This window comes from Reticulibacter mediterranei (genome assembly GCF_016587455.1).
Map to the genome: position 1 here is coordinate 4,293,353 of NZ_BNJK01000001.1, position 18,425 is coordinate 4,311,777.

Consider the following 18,425-nt stretch of genomic DNA (forward strand, 5'->3'; position numbering starts at 1 on the left):
TTCCCGACTTCTTGTTCATCTCTGATCATTTTCTCCGTGCTTACTTTACTAGCATGACCAGCGAAACACCCGTTGCTGCCGCGCTCGCCACTCCACCAACTGCACCTGATACGGCGCTTCCAACCGCCGCACCACCCGACATAATCATTTGCGTTGAGGGATTGAGGCGGAAGAGAGTGGGCATGCGTATGATAAACCAGAGGAAAGCAATATAGACGATGAGTTGAGAAAGGTTCACACCTGCCATCATACTGTCTTTACCCATAAAGCCTGGAAGCTTGCCATCGATGACTTTGAAGATATTATCAAAGATAAACATCGAAACGATAATACCAACAGTCTGTAAAAACTGTGACATGACGGTGGTAATCGTCCCTTGTAGCCAGAAGCTTGTTGCACCCTGTCCTGAGCGGCCCGGTAAGGCCCAGCAAGCGATACATGGGGCACTGATGACTGTGTAGAGATCGATGAGTAAGATACGTACGATCAGTTGTCCAAAAAGCATTGCTGACATCGTAAGGGCCATAAGTTCCAGGATCAGATATGGCAGTATCCCAAATAAGGATGAAAGTAAACCACTTATTGCTCCGTTTACAGCTCCACCGACGCCCCCAGTGACAAGACCTTTTACAGTTCCGACTACACCTGAGAGGAGACCACCGCCGCCGCCGGTTAATATTTTCTTGAAGGAATCGACAAAGATCGATTTAAAGCTAACATTGCCGGGCATATTTGTAGAGTGGGTTTGCAACGTATTCGCCCACGACAAAAAGGCAGAACACAGGTTGTTATTCAATCCAATGAGAATACTAACGAGAGCCAGGCTTATATGTGCTGCGATGAGAGCTACCAGGACGCGAGGAATTGATTCTGCTACATCCGCATAACGGAACATTGTTCCCGAGACCATGATGCGAATTCCGTTGAATGCAATGAGCAAGACTATGAAGACATCAACGATGGCGACACCGCCTGTCCATAGTTGCTTTACGCCATCTTGTCCTACTGTCAAATCGGGTCTGGTAAAGAACATAAAGGCATCGTCAGAAATAGGATCTTGTATCTTACCGGCGTTAGGGCTTTGACTGGAGGTGAGGTCTGCACCATCGGGATAACAGTTCCCTTGCGCGTCACACACATCATGAGGTTGCATAGGGCTGGCATACGAGGAGGGCCGCCCTGTTTGATGGGTGGTAGCAATCGGTTGCGACTTTGCCTGTTGCATGGGTGGCGTAAGCAACGCTGTGATGGAAATCCCTAGTAGAAAAAGCCAGAAGATTAGATCGGCACGCCGAAAGAAACGCTTTTTCCGTTTTTGTGAATGCGCCAACAGACGCATAACAATATTTTTGCCCATAGCTTTTTCTGTCCTTTTGTCTGCTGGATGTAATGATCCAGATCAATCAGGGTTTCAGCAAATTATTCAGGATATGTTCCACATTCATCGTTGCACGATGACGGTCTGATAAATACCTATCTATACGCTTCTAATAGTAGACAAGTTGATGTATATCGAATAGGAGGAAAGAGGGACAATTCGTGATAGCAATTGGCGCTTACTTTTTGATAATGCGATTTTCCCAAAAAGGATAATTCAGTGAGAATCCTTCCCTCTATTCTCCTGGTAAATAGTGTGTGTTTATGCTAAGTATCAAGGTAGTATGCCTTTCTGCACAAGATGAGTTTTTCTATGGAAGGAGGGGTGAATGGTGAACGGGAAAACGGAGATGGTTCCGGGATTTGATGTTGAATCACTCAAGGTATTGGGGCGGCTTATTGGAGGGCTGGAGCGATTCGCGCTGGAGAACGCCGTCCCGGAGCAGTTTGATCCTGCCGATTTCTTCGATGAGGACGAGCAGACCTTTTTTCTCATCCAGGGAATGGCCGATTTCTGGAGTCGGCAGAGCGGGGTAGATTTCTGGCAGCATATGGTGGATCTGGTGATTGGCGCTCATAGCCAGCGCCAGGCCGATTTAACGATGGTGATGCTGGGAACGCCGCGCATGCTCTCGGTCCTGATCTCGTTGGGTAGCGAGAAGACAACGCGAACCATTCTGGAGGGTATCTTCCCTGGCATTCGTTTGCAGGCCGTGACCTCCGAAGAGCTAGCCCTGACGCTCTCCTCTCATTTTGCGGTACAAGGCGTGGTTACAGGTATTCCCAGCCGCAAGATCACCGGAGCGGAAGGGCGTGATGAGCTGCATGAGCAGGAACCAAATCAGACGGTGCGTTCCCAGGGTGCTCAGAGCCGTTCGCAACTGGAGCGCGTCGTACGTGGCATGCATGGCGCAACCTGGGCCTATATGGTGCAGGCCCATCCGCGACCACGTAATAAGGTAGTGGAAGAGCGCATGAAAACGGTTGATCTGCTGACACAGGTGACATCGCGTTCGCGTGCGCAATGGCAATCGACCAGACAGGGCAGCTTGCAGACGACCACGATTGAATCGGAGAGCCAGACTCAGACATACAGCGGCGATATGGTCAACTATCGAGCGCAGTATCTCATCAAACTGCTTGAGCATGAACTGGTGAGATTGGATCAGGCGGCGGCCGCGGGCCAATGGATTGTCAGGACGTATTTTGGAGCTGATAATGCCGACGATGCTCACCGTCTGGCCTCTCTGTTGTTAGGAACGTTGGGTGGTGCCGAGTCTCGTCCGGAGCCGTTGCGTGCTCTGTTCTGTCAGCCGCGCGGCCAGTCATTGGAAGGGTTTCATACCTTTCTCACCTCCCACGAGATCGCCTCACTGATCCAATTTCCACGCGAGGAGGTGCCGGGCTATGCTATCCATGACCATGTACTCTTCGACGTAGATTTTCAGGCTCCCGACGAACAGACCCTCCCGCTTGGCTTAATTCAACAGAACGGGAAGGATACCGCGAATACCTATAATATTTCGCTCGATGCGTTAACGAAGCATGCCGTCGTGATCGGCGTGACTGGTAGTGGTAAGACGACCACCGTGATGAACTTGCTCGATCAGGTTGTTGAGGCGCGCAAGCCCTTTCTAGTGATCGAGCCAGCCAAGACCGAATATCGTGCGTTGCATAGCGTTTTCGCGCGTCGAGCCAATGTGCGTATCTACACACTGGGCAATGAGATGGTTGCCCCTTTCCGACTCAACCCCTTTGAGTTTGAGACTGGCAACGAACCGGGCGAGGTCTCGGTTCTCACACATATCGATTTCCTCAAAGCGGTTTTTAACGCGGCCTTTCCCCTCTATGCGCCGATGCCGCAAGTGCTGGAAGAGGCGCTGCACGAGGTCTACGAGGATAAAGGCTGGGATCTGACCAGTGGCATCAATCGTCGTTTGCCTGATTGGTCGGAGCGCCACCTCTATCCGATCTTTCCGACGCTTACAGATCTGTACTATAAAGTAGAAGAGGTGACGAATCGGCTGGGCTACGATGATGAGGTAGAGAGTAACGTCAAGGCAGGTTTGAAGGCGCGTATTGGTTCGTTGCGTATCGGCTCGAAAGGATTGATGCTCGATACGGCGCGTGGCATGCCGATGGAGCAGTTGTTTGCAACGCCGACTATTCTTGAATTAGAGAATATCGGCAACGACGATGAAAAAACGTTTTTGATGGGGTTGTTGCTTGCGAGGCTTTATGAGTTTCGGCGCGTGCAGGTGGCGACCGGACGTATTCCTGGTGGCCTTCAGCATCTCATTGTTTTTGAGGAGGCGCACCGGTTGTTGCAAAATACCTCGACCCATGTGGATACTGAATCCTCGAATATGCGCGCGCAGGCCATCGAGGTCTTTACCAATATGCTGTCCGAAGTGCGAGCCTATGGGCAGGGCGTGCTGGTGGCGGAGCAGATACCGAGCAAACTGGCCCCCGATGTCTTGAAGAACACCAACCTCAAGATCGTCCATCGTCTGATAGCGCAGGATGATCGGCAGAGCATCGGGCAGACCATGAATCTGACCGCAGACCAGCAGACGCATCTGGGCATTCTCACCCCTGGTATGGCAGCCGTCTATGCAGAGGGCGCGGACCATGCGTATCTGGTGCGCATGGAGAATTACAAGCGCAAGATTCAGGCCTTGCCCGATAAGGCGCTCAAGCGTATCAGTGCCAATTACGCCTCAGTGCGACCGTTCCAGAGCATTCTGGATATCGATACATACGATGTGCCGCTCTCAGCCTTTGGGGGACCGGATCCGTGGATGTATCAGGCGGCGGGAAAGCTGCTCGACTCGGAAAAGAGCAAAACGTTATGGGCGAATATATTGTTGCGCCTCATGTCCAACCCCAGTGCCGTTTTTCAGGTTTTAACTCGTATTTCGGGTTATATTGAAAGCGAAATGGCGCATATCTCACAGGAAGAGCACTACACCGTGATGCGTATGATGCTTGTGCGTGGGAGCGCTGAACTGATGCATGCGCGTGGCGCTCAGTTTGGCTGGACCTATGGGCAGGCGGAAGAGCTATGTGTCCTGTTAACCAGAGGCTTGCTGGCCCTGGCTCGCGCATATTATCTGGCACGAATAGAGGGCAATGCTGAGGATAATGACGAGGCCCGCTGGGATGCCCAGATCCAGCCATCATTGGATCTGGCTAGCGAGCAACTGGCCGAGTTTATGAGCCGCTATGAAGTTTTAATGCGACGAAGGCAGGGACCATTTGCTGGTTGCACGAATTGTCGGGAGAAATGCTTGTTTCGCCCGGAGGTCAATGTACTGCTCGTGCCCAGGAACCGCCAGTGGATTGAGGATGAACTGAATAGCGAGGAATACGAAGACGAAGAGAAGCGGCGTGAAGCTGTGGTGAATGCTGCTACGAATCTTACCCGAAGCTGGCAGAGCGACGAACAAGATGATGAGGTGGAGGAGCGGGTGCCAGCAGTGAGTTACTGCGCGATTCTTCATACATTGTCGCAGATGGGCTATTCTGAGTATGAGCAGAGAAGAATGAGCGAGCCGATTGGTGATATCCTGTTTGAAACAAAGTAGGGAAAAGGTTAAGGAGTAATAAAAGAAGGAGCGCCAAATGTCTAAAATAGGAGATATGGCAAAAAGACAGGGCTTTTCAGATAAAAAGATTCAAGCCAGAAGAGATAGAACCGTATATAGGACGGAGAGAAGAGGAGCGCTTGGTATAAAGAAGGGGATGGAAGAGAGGCTCAATAGAAATATAGCAAAAGTCGATAATATGCGTACCAATCGAGTAAATGAGATAAATACAGCAAGAGCAAACGCGAGAGCAGATGTTGCCACTAATAAAATTGATAGTAAGCTTCAGGTGCAGGAAAAAGTAAATAAAGCGCAAGCAGAAGTACGCAATGCGCAAACAGAAGTACGCAGCGCGCAAGCAAAGGCAGATAGGACAGAGAGGGCAGAGAAAGGTGCACAACGCAGGGTAGATAAAGCACAGGAGAACGTCACTAAAGCGCAAGAGAACGTTGCTAAGACCGAGAAAACGGCGAATGATACGAGGAAAGAGGCAGGTGATGCAAGGGCGAAGGCACAGGATGCAAAAAGCGAAGCCATGCGACTGGAGAGGGAGGCGCAGACCGCAAGAACGGAGGCGACAAATGCGAGAGCGGATGCGATAGATGCAGGTGAGAAGGCAAAAGATGCCCGAGAAGCTATGGCTAAGGCGGAGAAGCGGGTAGAGGGAACTGAGCGAGCGGTAGCGAGAGCTGAGCAGCGGGTAGAGGATGCAAAGGGAAGAGTGACGGAGGCGAAGAGTGACGTAGAGAAAAAGGATGAAGCATTTAAAAAAGCGCAGCAAGAGGCAACGAGCGCAAAGGAAGCTGCGGATCAAGCAAAGGGAAAGCCGGATGAGCAAGAGAAAGCAACAGCGTCGGAAAAGAAGGATGGGCTGCTGAAAAAGGCCGAGACGGATTTGGAGGCGGCACAAGGAAGACTAAAGACAGCCGAACAAGCAAAGGCGCAAGAGGAGGAGAAGCTGGGGAAGGCGCTACAAAAGCTGGAGAAAGTGGAGAATGAGCTTACAGGGGCGGAAAACACATTTAGGAAAGCAGATGAAACATGGGTTAAAAAAGATGCAGAGGCGACAAAAAAAGAGGGTATAGCAGATAAAAAAGAGGCGGATGCGGCGGCAGCATGGGGCGAAGCAGTGACAGCAGCGTCAGCTGCGGCAGCGCTAGAGGCACAATCGGTGGTAGCAGATACGAACGCAGCGAATGCAAGGACCGACCTGGAGAACGCAAAGATCGACCTGGAGGCTGCAAAGATCGACCTGGAGACCGCAACGATCGAGTCAAAGCATGCCAAAGAGGGACTGAAAGATGCCAAAGAGGCATTAGGACAGGCAAGAAGAGATGCAGCGAGTATGGAAAGAGAAGCAATGCGCGCTGAAAAAGATATAGATGTTAAAGCAGCAGAATATGAAAAAGATATAGATATGAAGGCCGAGGAGATGAAGGGGAAATTGGAAGATCAGGTAAGTGACCTTCAATCCAAATTAACGCTGGATTACGAAAATAGCTTAGCTGCGCTAGATAAGCAGACCAGAGAAATGATCTTCAAAGACAGGTATCTAAAGAAACAGATGACCATGACGAAGTTACAGTTTGCAGGGCAGATAATTAGTGGAACGACCAACAAATTGGCCGATGGTTACAGGGGAGCTTTCACTACAACTTTGAGGAACTAAATAGAAAGGAACGCGAAACGTTCCCTCTTTTCCCCTGGCAATACCTTACGCTTTGCCTTATGCTAAGCCGTGGTCTATATATTCCTCGAAAAGATAGGAGACGCTACCATGCCGTCCATCAAATGTTCGTCCTGTGGGCATCGCATGCTGCGCCCTAACGCAACACAGACCTGTACAAATTGTGGTGCTCCCCTCCTGCCACCAGAGCTGATGGAAGAGGAGGAGCAACAGCAATCGCTTGTGGTCTATGGCTCCTCCCAGGTAGCTCCTGCCCGGCCAGCTCAGGTGAGTGAGGAGCAGCAGAGAGCGCTTCAGCCCTATCCCACATCCTCGCAGCAAGTTGTGTCTGCTCATCAGCAGGCGCTCGATGTGAACCCGTTCGATGCCAGCTCAGCCAGCGTGCCACAGGTGTTTACCGGCCCTGCGGAAGTGTCGCTGGCTCCGATCCCTCAACCGTGGGAGAGCGAGAGTTTGCCGCGCGGTTTTCCCAAACGTCCCCCCGATATTTCGGGAACGCTGGTTCTGGTGCAGAACCAGCATGAAATTCGCCGGAACACTGGTTTCTCGAAAGCGCTGGTTGATGCGCTCTGGCCTGCGCCTGACTCGTCATCGGCAAATAAAGAGCGACAGGTCAACGTCACCACCCTGCGTATCCGCAATAGTAGCGATGGCGTGCAGCAGGATGCACGTATGGAGGGCTATCTCAAGGGGGCAAATATATCGATAGGCGATACCATCTCTTTGTGGGGAAGACGGTACAAAGGTTCACTGGTCATCTATCGAGGCTATAACCATACGACGAAGAGCATCGTCATGACGAATACGATGACTTCACCGCTGCCTGTACTTCTTTTTCTGCTACTCCTGGTGGCTCTATTTTTTCTCCTCTCCCCTTTTCTGCACATCAGTCTCCTACCGGACTTGCAGCAATTCCTGCACTGAAAGTGATTAAGCATGGAAGAAACAGCTAAAACGCCGTTGATTCAGGATACGTTTGATACTGCGCGCATGACAGCCTTTTGTCGTGCCCTCGAAAGCGAGCAGGCAAAGCCACACTTCCATGATCCCTATGCGCGCCTGCTCGCTGGTGAGCGGGGAGCGGAGATCGTCGGCGCGATGCCCGGCGGCAATGAGAAAACGTGGCCCATCGTGCTGCGAACCTGCGTCTATGATGAGATTATCACGCGATTGGTCGAAGAAGAGAAAATAGACACCGTGATCAATCTCGCCGCTGGATTGGATGCTCGCCCCTACCGTCTGGCGTTGCCATCCTCATTGCGCTGGATTGAGATTGACCTGCCACATGTCATTGCATATAAAACGGAGAAGCTGGCCGAGGCTCAACCAGCCTGTCAACTGGAACGCATTCCCCTGGATATTCTCAATGAGGAGGAGCGTCAGGCCCTCTTTGCGCGTGTGAGCAAAGAGGCGAGTCAGGCGCTTATCATTGCTGAGGGGCTGTTGATCTATTTGACGGTGGAGCAGGTATCACAACTGGCCGCTGACCTGCATGCTTATGATGTGTTGCGCTGGTGGCTCGCCGAGTTTGTGACGCCGCGTATGTTGCAGCAGGATGAGAGCAGATGGAACACACTCTCCAACGAGAGCGTCCACACCCATTTTTCGCCGCCGGGTGGGGTAGATTTTTTTCGCTTGCTCGGCTGGACTACTGCTGAGTTTCGTCCACTGATTACAGAGGGGTTGCGTTTGCGCCTGCCTGTCCCGAATGCGTGGCTATTGCGTTTGCTGGCATTGCTTGCCCCGGCGAAACCGGGAGAAGATCCGCATAATGTGGGAGCCTGTATTTTGCTGGAGAATAATGGAGCCTCTGCAACGGCGACCGACGAGCAGCAAGCGGAAGAGAATGTGGCCGAAAGTCAATAGAGGTCGCTTGCATACACGAATTGTCCCTTGCTCCCTCTTTTTTTTATATTCCTCTTTCTTTACAATATCTATTGTTCTATATTTATTATAGGAAGACTATCTGGATAGAGCGATGAAAGAGAATTATTCGATGATGCAAATGCTCCTCGCGAGAAAATTATTGGGTCTGATGATGGGAACCATGCTCCTGGTAGGGCTTTTCGCGCTGCTGCCAGCTACAGCATCCGCACACAGCTTGAACGCGCAGGTGGCGAACAATGCCGCGAAGCAGAGCGAAGCGTGTGCCGCTCCTGACGCTCGGACGTTGTGTATTGCGCCCACAATGGAAAGTCTATGCCCTGGGAAGCAATGGTATGATGATACAAGCCATGATGGACATCCTATTGGATGGACTTATACTTATGGATCGCGCCATTGCCTGAATGTGACCTGGACTGCTTCCGTTGACTTAAAGGCGTGTACATCGGCATGGATATATATTCCAGCGGGCCATGCCACAGGTTATGCAATGTATGAAAATGGGATACATTCGGAGCCTGTGGAGCAGGGCAAATATGGGACTGGCGGTGTAGGTGAATTTGTCCAGATTTTTGATGGTCTTTCCCTTGCTGGAAAAACTATCAGGCTAACCGATATGACCGACGCGTATGGAAATCAGGGCTATCATGATGCGCAACTCGGCTGGGGAAAAGATTCTAAGTATTCGTTGAAGGTGTTGTGCCCGTAGTTGAAAGCAATTGATGCGGTAGAGTTGGTTCTACAAGCTCTACCGCATTACCTGAAGGAAGGCTATAGCGCCAACCACAGAGATGAGAAAATCGTATCAACGTTGTTGGTTGTATCGATTAATCGAATGGAGGCTCCGGGAGGAGCAGATAGCCGTAGCCCAGTACGCAATAGACGTAGATACCTGTGCCTCGTAGCTTGCCACGAATACGGTCGATGTGCTTATCCATCATCGTTCTCACCTTTTCGTCCAGCCTGTATTGATATGCTGTCCAGGCCAGATCTGCATAAGTCACAGGAGACCCATGACGTAAGGGGAACAGTAAACGATATTCAGTTGCTGTTAGCCCGACTGTAGCCCTCCCGACCATAACGGTATGCTGTTTGGTATTCCACTGGATGTCGCTGACACTCACGAGTGGTTCCTGGCAGATCGGGGATGAGATTCTGTTGTCTGGAATTACCATTACTGCGATTTCTCCTTTTTTTGACACGACCATATACAGCCTTCGAGGGAGATCGAATCAAGAATAATAATTGCCTCATTATGCCCCTATAATGATAACATGGTTTAGAGCTTGAAGAGGGTTTTTATAGGGTCTTTTTTGGCCCCACTATAAAGTAATGATACACAAGCAAAGGCAGAAATCCAGGCTAGAGGATAGAAATATGACAAATTACCTAGTCAAATTCAAGTTTGCAACCCTGGAAAAGTGATTTTTGGATGGGATGTTTTCAACTTATCAGATTAATCAGCGTGAGGGAAGCAGAAGTTGTGATGGGAAAATAGTTTTGTGTGAGGGCCAGGCGCAGTAAAACAAATTTGGCAATACTATTAACAACCTCCTGTGTTTGTTCGCATGCACTATCCTGCTCTGTGAAAAGATCGGGTGCCCATTGTTTAAGGTCAGCTTCGCTGACATCCCACTGAACATGCCCATAGGGGCCGAGAGTGGCTCCAGCCCAGCGGATAGCGCCGAAGAGTCCAATCTGGAGCCAGCAGAGATCCCAGCTGGCCCCGGCCCAGGGTGTCCACAGGAGGGTTGCAGGAGGGAGGTCAGCTGGTAGTGGAACCGGGCAGGGCAGGATAGGGGAAGGAACGCCATTGACGGGAGCGGCCTGGCTGTAGCACCACCAGTGAGGTTCGTTGGCCTCGATCATGCTGGGGAGCCAGCCACGTTCTCGGGTATCGTCAAGCTGGCGAGCGATAAGGAGACCCGCTGCGCTCTGAACGTCGCACTGGCCCCAGGCATGGTGGCGCAAGAGATTGCGTTCGCGCCAGGTAGAGAGGGTCTGACCGGTGATGTGTTCTTTCGTTTTGTCTTTGCGAAGGGAGGGTGTGAGTACCCCGAGTGTTTCGCGAAACCAGCGAGGATGCACGTAAGATAGGGATGTCGTGCAATCGGTTTGAATGGAGGAAGCCATCAGGCCGTAAGTGTGCTGACGCTTTTCATAGACACGTCGCTCAAAGAGCCGCCAGCTCTGGCTGAGTTGTTGCGATACCTGTGAGCTGCGTTTGCGTGGATCGATGCCGCGTAGAAGTTGCGAGTTGAGAGGTATTTCTTGCCGGGCAAGAAGGTGATGCACCAGGGGTGTTGCGAGGGGGGCAAGCTGTGGGAATCCATATGTTTGCTCAGTCTGATTTATCACGCTGTTCTCCTGTTCATTCCACAAAGTCAGCTACTGTAGGTAGAGATGAGAAATAGTAGCTGGGCTTCTCTATATTTATACGATATTGTATTTATATTTTGCTATGCTTCTAGTAGAACGTGGCTAATAGTGGTTTTTACCATAGAGTATCGGCTATCAAAATGGAAGGGCGATAGAGGGTTATTTTTGTGCGCTCTGTTAATTTGTCCCTACTTTCCCCCCATCTAAAGGAAACAATGGCCTTATACTATCCTTGTTTGTTAATGTCTTTCTCCTTAGTTATCATAAGAGCGTCGTAATAATGCTGGTTGGTTGACGGAAGAAGCGGAATGAGATGTAAGAGTTGAGTCATGTCAATCATACTAATAACGCCACGACAAAGCATAAATAGAATTATAGCATAGACTGGGCCTGAAGCCAGCAGAAAAGGAGCGTATGCCTCATGAATCAAGCGGCCAATCGATTGATAGGGAAAATGATTCGTGGGTATTGTCTGGAGGAATTACTGGTATGTGATGATGCTGCCGCCACTTATCGAGCAAGGACGCAAGAGCTATGGCAGGTACAGGAATTGCTCATTACAGTATTGCTCCTGCCAGAGGACTATGCGCCGGAGCAGCGAAATCGCTTCCGCGAGCGCTTTTTGCAGGAGTCGCAGCGGCTTGCCACCTTGCGGCATCATTATCTCTTGCCTCTTTTTGGGAGCGGAGAGCAAGATGGTTTGCTTTATTTGATCGGCCCTTATCTGTTGGGAGAGACCCTGGCTGATCAGTTGCGCCAGCATAAACGCTGGACCCCAGAGGAGGCGTTGGGACTGTTAACGCCGCTGGCGTCAGTTCTTGATTATGTTCACGAGCAAGGGCTGGTCTATCAGTTTTTAGAACCTGCCAATGTTATCTTGCAGAATAGCGTCACAATTCAGTTAGCAGGATTGGGACGAAAATCGCTGTTGCGCCAGAAAGGGCTGGTGCCAGAGGGCCAGTCTTCAGCTGCCTTTGACCATCTAAAAAGTATTACAGGTGCATATCTGGGAAAACCACAATATATTGCGCCAGAGGTATTGAAAGGCGCAGAGGCGGATCATCGTTCTGATGTCTATTCGCTGGGAGTGCTGCTCTGCGAGTTGTTGAGCGGGCAACCGGTGCTTGCTGAGCAGGATTACTACACATTGGCAGAAAAGCACGTCAGGGAGCCGCTGCCTCCGCTACGAGAACTTGCACCAGATATGCCAGCATCGCTAGAGCTGGTGTTGAATCGTGCTTTGAGTCGCAATCCAGAGCGTCGTTTTCAGAGACCGCTGGCACTGCTCAACGCCTACAGCCAGATGTTAGACTTGCGGCTTCAGACACCGGCCCCAGTTGCCCTTGTGCAGCAGGTCAAGCAAATGTTCTCACTTCCCGCAGCCGGACCGGAAAACAATCTGTATCTGCCTTCACCTCAACAGCAGCAACCTTTGCTTGCCTCAGTGCCGGAGTATGCCGAGGATACGACAATGGTTGTGCCGAGACAGGCCGTCTCTGGCTCTCTGGTAGCCTCGCAGTCGTCTGTGGAGGAAGAGGAACACACCCACATGACTGTGAGCAGTGCTGAAGAGACGTTGCTGGTGAGCAAAGAACAGTTATTGAGCCGCTTGCGTAAGGCACCAACGGGAGAGTTGCCGCCAGTTGTAACAGAGTTCGATGAAACAATTGTCGAGACGAGCAAGAACCCCTTTGAAGATACAGCGCCTCAGAAGGCGGTGCGTGCCACAGAGGAAGAAGCAGCGTCCAGGCCAATTGTCTATACCGACGCGCAGACTATCAGCGTCGTTGATGCGCTGCTCCAGCTTGATACACCGCTAGGTAACGAGGACACCCACCCTATCACGCAGATGCCGCGAGAAGAGAGCAGGTTTGAGCAGATCGATCAATCAGAATATGCTGCGATCAATACAGATGCGGACCTCCCTCTGGTTCAGACGCGCACGCACATGATGGCGATGGCGAGCCAGTTGCAGCAAATGAAAGAGCGGTTGCGAGAGCAGGCGAAGGCGACGGGCATAAAAAGGCTTGATGAGCCGGTACGTCAGGCGGAGTATCACCCATAAAAGCATCGCGGATGCTTCCGAGAAAGGTAGTAATATGGTATGAATCAGAAGCTCAGCATGCAATTTACGTCGCTGCTCTATCTTGAATTGCTGGTTGCATCGCTTATACCGGCGGCGGTCATTCTCGTCGTCGCGGTGATTGGTACCTTGCAAGTTATGCGCGCAAACCCGCTGCTCTTTGTGCTTGTGTGCGTTCTGTGTGCGGTAATAACGGCGGGGTGCGAGCTGGCGCTGCTCTGGCAGATGCAGCGAGCGCTGAAAGATCAGTTTGCCGATATTATTATGGTTTGTCGTCATTTTATGGCTGGCAAGAAAGATGTGCGGGCGGTGGTTCAGAAGGATAACGAGCTTGCTACTCTTGCCCGAACGATCAACTCACTTCTCGATACGATCAAGCAGCAGGTGAGTGAACCGGTCACGACTCAAAAGAAAGAGGAACCTCAACTCAGTAGTCAATTGCAGCAGTTTTTACGCGAAATATCTCCTGTGATGGATGGCGATCTGCGGGTCAAAGCGACGATATTTGCGGGCGATCTCGGTATTATTGCAGATGTTTGTAATTATTTAGTAGAAGAACTCGCTCAGCATATTAAATGGACTCGCTATTCTTCCAACCAGGTCATTACGGTGACGCGTGACTTGATAGAGCGCTCTATCGAGCTGGCACAATCATCGGAAACACATATGTTGCGTATTGCCGAGACGACAGAGACGGTGGAGAAGCTGGTGGCTTTTATTCAGCGGCTTGGTGATATCTTGCAGTTGAGCGTTGATCTGGTGCAGGGAACGCAGTCGCACCTTCAAGGGGAGCGCGGCTATGGTGAGAACGGAGCGCGTGGGATCAGGATCATGGATTCTAGCCCGCATACCGATCGGCTATTGGACCAGTTGGATACTGATACGCAGCGGCAGGCCAGGATGCTGGAAAGTGCGTTAAACGCTACGCAGGAGCATGTCACGCTAGCGGAATCGATGATCGAGGGTCTCTACGTTTTTGCTCAGCGCATCCATGAGTCCAGCACGCAGGTATTGAGTACCGCCGAACGGGTCGGCTCGCTCGTAACTCTGGCTGAGCAGTGGCGTAGTTCAGTGGCATCGTTTCAGTTGGTAGAGAACGGACAGATTGGGCAGGAAGGCGACGAGTTTGAATATACAGGTCCCACTCCCACATCGAAGATGAAGCGCATGGAGCTACTCAGCAGGCATACCGGAACGGACAGAAATTAGTAAGGCATCATCTGGCTTATCTTTTTCTTTTGACCACGTTCCGCTGGTGACAGACAGAGAAACAACAGGTCTGCGAGTGGATTGTGAAAAAGGGAATATCTATGTCGATACATTCAACTGGCAACCGCGAACAGGTGCAAACATATCAAGAGCCGCCCACCGTGTATGCTTCTGATGGCAATGGCAACCAGCAGAACAATCACTACGACGTGTTTCCGCCTCCGTCGCCTTCCGGCTCTGGTCAGCAGGCGATACATACGTTGAGGATCGTGCTGTTGTTGCTTGCGATTGTCTGTCTGGGTAGTCTGGGAGCCGTTCCGTTGGCGACCAATTTTCTGCCAACAAACTTTGTTAATCCAGCGGCGACTCCGACACCGGTTGCGGTTCGTCCGACCCCGACCCCTCTCCCGACGATGCCAGGAGGAGAATGTACGGCGACTCCACAGAATATGAACTATGCTTCCACTGCTCCGACTCCTGCGCCCGGTAAAGGTAAAAAGGTCGCGCCGACTCCGACTCCAACGCCTATGTTGCCGTCGGAGTGGTTGAACTCCGGGCACACGCAGCAAGATTTTGGGAATGTGCAGGCGTGTGCAGCATCTTTTGTGGCAACGTATGAGACTATTGATGCCAATGATTTCAGAACGTTAGAGGCCAGCACGGCGATGTTCTCTTCCGGCGCAAAACTGCGCTTTTATGGTCGCCTGCCTGGAAGCAAGGCCGATAATCGGATGGACCCTTTGTGGCGCGCAGTCATTCAGAAGCAGAACTTGAAGCAGACGGCACAGGTGACGGTTCCAAGTCTGCTGAGCGCGCGATATAGCGATAAACATCTCTATGTCTGGATGCTTGTTTCTTATCACCTTTCGATTGAGAGAAACGGCCAGACGCTCGGCCTGGACTCACAGCGCACGGTTTTGTTGGTAGATATGGTGACTCAGGCTGGCGGATCTGGCACGGGCTGGCAGGTTTCCGGGTGGGGAGACGGCGATGTGGCCTTTGCTGTCCCCAATCCCGTCTGAGAATGTGCCATCATTTCCATTTATGAGCGTTATTATCAGTATGAAGAAGCATAATGATTGGTGAATCCACGAAATCTTCGTGGATTCACCAATTACATATTCTGGAAGGATGTTCAGGCAGGCGTACCCTCGTCGATCCACTGATGGAACAGGGCGATACGTTCTTCTGGCCATTCTTCATCGCAGGGCATGCTGCCATCTTCGATGCGCGCAATGATATCGTCGGCGTGTGTGCGTACATCGTTGTAGTTCCACAGATCAAACACAAACTCCATCTCATCCCGATCAAACTCACGAAATAGCGGCTTGATGTCCTGGGCAAAACTGGTCATACTACTTATTTCCTTTCAAAAAAGACTGGTCAAATGTACTTGAGACCTTCTCTCAAAACTTATACCCCCTGGTGGGTCCAAAATGCAAGTCTTCGCAGCCTGGTTTGTGGAGTGTGGTAGGATATTTGCAGAGATCGCTCATATCTATTCTTTTCACCCGGTTCATATGTCAGGAAGAAGGGACAGGTCATGTTAAAGGAGACTGCACGGCGTTCGTTGATGGCGCTTTTGCCGAAGGGTCAGGTATTTGTCGATAGATCGGCGTTGCTCGCTTACGAGGCAGATGCAGGCATTGATAAAGGGATACCGGAGGGCGTCGTTTTTCCTCGCCATGCCGATGATGTCGCACACATCATGCGCTGGGCGGCTAAGCATGCTGTTCCCCTGGTGGCGCGTGGGGCAGGTACGGGGCTCTCTGGCGGCGCTGTGGCTGATCGTGGTGGCGTCGTGGTGGATTTTGCGCGTATGAATGGCATTCTCGATTTTGATGTGCCGGGCCGCAGCGTGCTAGTGCAGCCCGCCCTGATTAATTTGCGCCTGGATGAGCGTGCTAGAGAGGATAACCTGTATTTTCCGCCCGATCCCTCCAGTCAGCGAGCCTCGACGATTGGTGGCAACGTCGCGGAGAACTCCGGTGGTCCCCACTGCTTTAAATATGGCGTCACCACAAACTATGTTACCGGTCTGGATGTTGTGCTGGCGGATGGCCATAAAATGCGTGTGGGAGGCCGTGCTCTGGATTATCCCGAATATGATCTGTGCGGACTGATCACGGGCAGCGAGGGCATGCTGGCGCTAATCACCTCGATTGCTGTGCGCTTACGACGCAATCCTCCGGGAGTCAGGACCATGCTGGCTATCTTCGATACGCCTGAACAGGCTGGCGAGGCTGTTTCCGCCGTAATTGCCGCCGGGCTGGTGCCTGCAACGATGGAGATGATGGATCAGAAGATCACACGCATGATCGAGCCATATGCTCAGGCGGGCCTGCCACTGGATGCGGGCGCGATCCTGATTATTGAGGTTGATGGTTATCCTGAGAGCCTGGATCGCCAGATCGATGAGATTGCTCAAATTTTGCGCAAACATGCCGTACGCGAGATGCGCTTTGCTCATAATGAAGAGGAGCGCTACCGCATCTGGCTGGCACGCAAGAGTATGGCGGGCGGCATTACGCGTCTCGCCCCCGCCTATTATACCGTTGATATTACGGTGCCGCGCAGCCGCTTGACCGAGATGCTGGTGGAGGTCGATGCTATCTGTGAGCAGCAGAATATACGCACCGGCCATGTGATGCATGCCGGCGATGGCAACCTGCACCCTATGCTGCTGATTCCCGAACCCGATAACCCTGATCTGATGCGGCGCATTCTGACGGCGGGAAGAGAGATCGTGCAGTGCTGCATCGAGAAGGGCGGGAGCCTGACCGGTGAGCATGGTGTGGGCATTGAGAAGCGCGAATACATGTCGCTGATGCATAATCCTATTGAACTGATGGCGATGTGGGATGTCAAGCAGGCGTTTGATCCACACAATCTGCTCAATCCCGGCAAGGTCTTCCCGCCTCCCGAAAAGGGCGAGGACGGCCCTTTTGCAGGCTATTCATCACATGCTAATGGTTCTGCCGTTTCCGAGATAGCTCCTCAAGGTGAAACCTTTGTGCCTGCCTCACTGGAAGAGGCTGCTCAGGGGCTGCTGGCCTTAACGCAAGAGGATCGCTGCGTCGTTATTAGCAACGCGCAACGGTCGGTAGGGGATGCCGTGAGGATGAGCGCGGAGGCTTTGCGGGGAGTGAGCACCTATGCGCCCGACGATATGTATATCATTATTGGTGCCGGGACGCCACTTCAGGAGGTGCAGGAATTTCTCGCGCAAGATGGCAGGCAACTGGCGCTGGCCTCTCCCTGGCCGGAGGCAACGATTGGTGGCCTCATCGCGGCAAACGTCAACGCTCCCTTACGTATGAGGTACGGTGCGCTGCGTGATCTGGTGTTGTCTACCCAGGTGGCGCTGGCCGATGGTCGCGTGATTCGGACGGGGCGGCCCATCGTCAAAAATGTCGCGGGTTATGATTTGAGCAAGGCGTTGATTGGCTCGCATGGCACGCTTGGCTTTATTGGTGAGGTGGCGCTCAAGGTTGTTGTGAAGCCACGCACGCGACGAACGCTGCTCGTTCCGGTGGATGATCTGCGGCACGGATTGATCTGGGCCAGGCAGGTGTTGCCTCTTGCGCTGGTTGCGTCAGGCATCGTGCTGTGTAAGGGATATTGGGGCGCGAATATCCCGACCAATCTGCATGAGAGCGCGTATGTGCTGGCTTATACTGCCGAGGGGTTGACAGAGGATGTTCTGGCAGAGCTGGAGCAGGTGCGGCAGGCGCTTCACGTGCTTGGCTGTCCCGATCCTGTGGAGGTCGATGATCTGGGAGCGACCGACATCTGGACTGAGCTGTTGAGCAGTACCGCCGGATCTTTGCAGGTGCGTGTTGGTGTTCCGGCCCGCGAGTTGCCAGCATATATCCAGGATCAGTCAGTCACGCTTGATGCGGGTAGCTTTCTGGCAGATCTGAGTAGCGGCTTTGTCTATGCGGTCCAGCAGCCCGAAACATTCGAGGAGGCGCAACAGGCGCTCAAGGCATTGAGAGCCCCCGCGCTGAGGCTGGAAGGCTATGCAGTGGTGATGGATGCCCCTGGCGAGATGGCCGACAAGTTGGATCGTTGGGGATATACGCCCCAGGGCATCGATGTAATGAAGGCGCTCAAGCGGCGTTGGGACTCACGCGGCATTCTCGTTTCGCCTGAGCGCTTCTTGCAATCTTAAAAACATCATGATGTCGTCATTGCGCAATGACGACATCATGAGCAT

The 18,425-nt window shown here is 52.1% G+C and carries 13 protein-coding genes; 9 read left to right on the forward strand and 4 right to left on the reverse strand.

All coding sequences use genetic code 11. The features are described from left to right. Positions 1–40: 40 nt before the first annotated feature. Positions 41–1,357, reverse strand: coding sequence for a hypothetical protein (locus K3T83_RS18470; protein ID WP_220204430.1), 1,317 nt, complete (start codon positions 1,355–1,357; stop codon positions 41–43). A 349-nt stretch (positions 1,358–1,706) separates the two neighbouring features. Between K3T83_RS18470 and K3T83_RS18475 the strand changes: the two genes are divergently transcribed. The 5 genes from K3T83_RS18475 (at position 1,707) to K3T83_RS18495 (ending at position 9,244) form a co-directional block, all read left to right on the forward strand. Then, a complete protein-coding gene (locus K3T83_RS18475; RefSeq protein WP_220204431.1) occupies positions 1,707–4,964 on the forward strand; it encodes an ATP-binding protein in 3,258 nt (1,085 codons plus the stop codon). A 37-nt stretch (positions 4,965–5,001) separates the two neighbouring features. Next, positions 5,002–6,633 (forward strand): hypothetical protein, encoded by a 1,632-nt coding sequence (locus K3T83_RS18480; RefSeq protein ID WP_220204432.1) that lies wholly within the window; start codon positions 5,002–5,004, stop codon positions 6,631–6,633. Positions 6,634–6,741: 108 nt separating this feature from the next. Next, the gene (locus K3T83_RS18485; protein WP_220204433.1) at positions 6,742–7,575 is read left to right on the forward strand and encodes a hypothetical protein; all 834 of its coding nucleotides are present in this window, start codon (positions 6,742–6,744) and stop codon (positions 7,573–7,575) included. Between the two features lie 12 nt (positions 7,576–7,587). Further along, positions 7,588–8,517 carry a class I SAM-dependent methyltransferase gene (locus tag K3T83_RS18490; RefSeq protein WP_220204434.1) on the forward strand — a complete coding sequence of 310 codons (930 nt, stop codon included), beginning with the start codon at positions 7,588–7,590 and terminating at the stop codon, positions 8,515–8,517. Between the two features lie 130 nt (positions 8,518–8,647). Beyond that, on the forward strand, positions 8,648–9,244 hold the full coding sequence (locus K3T83_RS18495) for a hypothetical protein (RefSeq protein ID WP_220204435.1): 597 nt from the start codon (positions 8,648–8,650) through the stop codon (positions 9,242–9,244). Between the two features lie 118 nt (positions 9,245–9,362). On the opposite strand, the gene K3T83_RS18500 is transcribed toward K3T83_RS18495, so the two are convergent. Then, on the reverse strand, positions 9,363–9,710 hold the full coding sequence (locus K3T83_RS18500) for a response regulator transcription factor (protein WP_220204436.1): 348 nt from the start codon (positions 9,708–9,710) through the stop codon (positions 9,363–9,365). A 268-nt stretch (positions 9,711–9,978) separates the two neighbouring features. Beyond that, entirely contained in the window at positions 9,979–10,893 is a 915-nt protein-coding gene (locus K3T83_RS18505; protein ID WP_220204437.1) for a hypothetical protein, read from the reverse strand. A 442-nt stretch (positions 10,894–11,335) separates the two neighbouring features. Here K3T83_RS18505 and K3T83_RS18510 point away from each other — a divergent pair, with 442 nt between their 5' ends. The 3 genes from K3T83_RS18510 (at position 11,336) to K3T83_RS18520 (ending at position 15,228) form a co-directional block, all read left to right on the forward strand. Beyond that, positions 11,336–12,979: a protein kinase domain-containing protein gene (locus tag K3T83_RS18510; protein ID WP_220204438.1), complete on the forward strand. Its 1,644-nt coding sequence runs from the start codon at positions 11,336–11,338 to the stop codon at positions 12,977–12,979. Between the two features lie 39 nt (positions 12,980–13,018). Next, positions 13,019–14,206 carry a methyl-accepting chemotaxis protein gene (locus K3T83_RS18515; protein ID WP_220204439.1) on the forward strand — a complete coding sequence of 396 codons (1,188 nt, stop codon included), beginning with the start codon at positions 13,019–13,021 and terminating at the stop codon, positions 14,204–14,206. Between the two features lie 101 nt (positions 14,207–14,307). Further along, complete coding sequence (locus K3T83_RS18520; protein ID WP_220204440.1) at positions 14,308–15,228, forward strand: hypothetical protein; 921 nt, start codon at positions 14,308–14,310, stop codon at positions 15,226–15,228. 113 nt (positions 15,229–15,341) lie between these two features. Here the strand turns inward: K3T83_RS18520 and K3T83_RS18525 are convergent, their stop codons facing one another. After that, positions 15,342–15,560, reverse strand: coding sequence for a hypothetical protein (locus K3T83_RS18525; RefSeq protein WP_220208379.1), 219 nt, complete (start codon positions 15,558–15,560; stop codon positions 15,342–15,344). 189 nt (positions 15,561–15,749) lie between these two features. Between K3T83_RS18525 and K3T83_RS18530 the strand changes: the two genes are divergently transcribed. Beyond that, positions 15,750–18,380, forward strand: a complete 2,631-nt coding sequence (locus tag K3T83_RS18530) for an FAD-binding oxidoreductase (protein WP_220204441.1) — start codon at positions 15,750–15,752, stop codon at positions 18,378–18,380. Positions 18,381–18,425: the final 45 nt, after the last annotated feature.

Bases quoted from the DNA above. Each gene is read 5' to 3' on its own strand.
- K3T83_RS18470 (WP_220204430.1), bottom strand. From the start codon at position 1,357: ATGGGCAAAAATATTGTTATGCGTCTGTTGGCGCATTCACAAAAACGG.
- K3T83_RS18475 (WP_220204431.1), top strand. From the start codon at position 1,707: ATGGTGAACGGGAAAACGGAGATGGTTCCGGGATTTGATGTTGAATCA.
- K3T83_RS18480 (WP_220204432.1), top strand. From the start codon at position 5,002: ATGTCTAAAATAGGAGATATGGCAAAAAGACAGGGCTTTTCAGATAAA.
- K3T83_RS18485 (WP_220204433.1), top strand. From the start codon at position 6,742: ATGCCGTCCATCAAATGTTCGTCCTGTGGGCATCGCATGCTGCGCCCT.
- K3T83_RS18490 (WP_220204434.1), top strand. From the start codon at position 7,588: ATGGAAGAAACAGCTAAAACGCCGTTGATTCAGGATACGTTTGATACT.
- K3T83_RS18495 (WP_220204435.1), top strand. From the start codon at position 8,648: ATGATGCAAATGCTCCTCGCGAGAAAATTATTGGGTCTGATGATGGGA.
- K3T83_RS18500 (WP_220204436.1), bottom strand. From the start codon at position 9,710: ATGGTAATTCCAGACAACAGAATCTCATCCCCGATCTGCCAGGAACCA.
- K3T83_RS18510 (WP_220204438.1), top strand. From the start codon at position 11,336: ATGAATCAAGCGGCCAATCGATTGATAGGGAAAATGATTCGTGGGTAT.
- K3T83_RS18515 (WP_220204439.1), top strand. From the start codon at position 13,019: ATGAATCAGAAGCTCAGCATGCAATTTACGTCGCTGCTCTATCTTGAA.
- K3T83_RS18520 (WP_220204440.1), top strand. From the start codon at position 14,308: ATGTCGATACATTCAACTGGCAACCGCGAACAGGTGCAAACATATCAA.
- K3T83_RS18525 (WP_220208379.1), bottom strand. From the start codon at position 15,560: ATGACCAGTTTTGCCCAGGACATCAAGCCGCTATTTCGTGAGTTTGAT.
- K3T83_RS18530 (WP_220204441.1), top strand. From the start codon at position 15,750: ATGTTAAAGGAGACTGCACGGCGTTCGTTGATGGCGCTTTTGCCGAAG.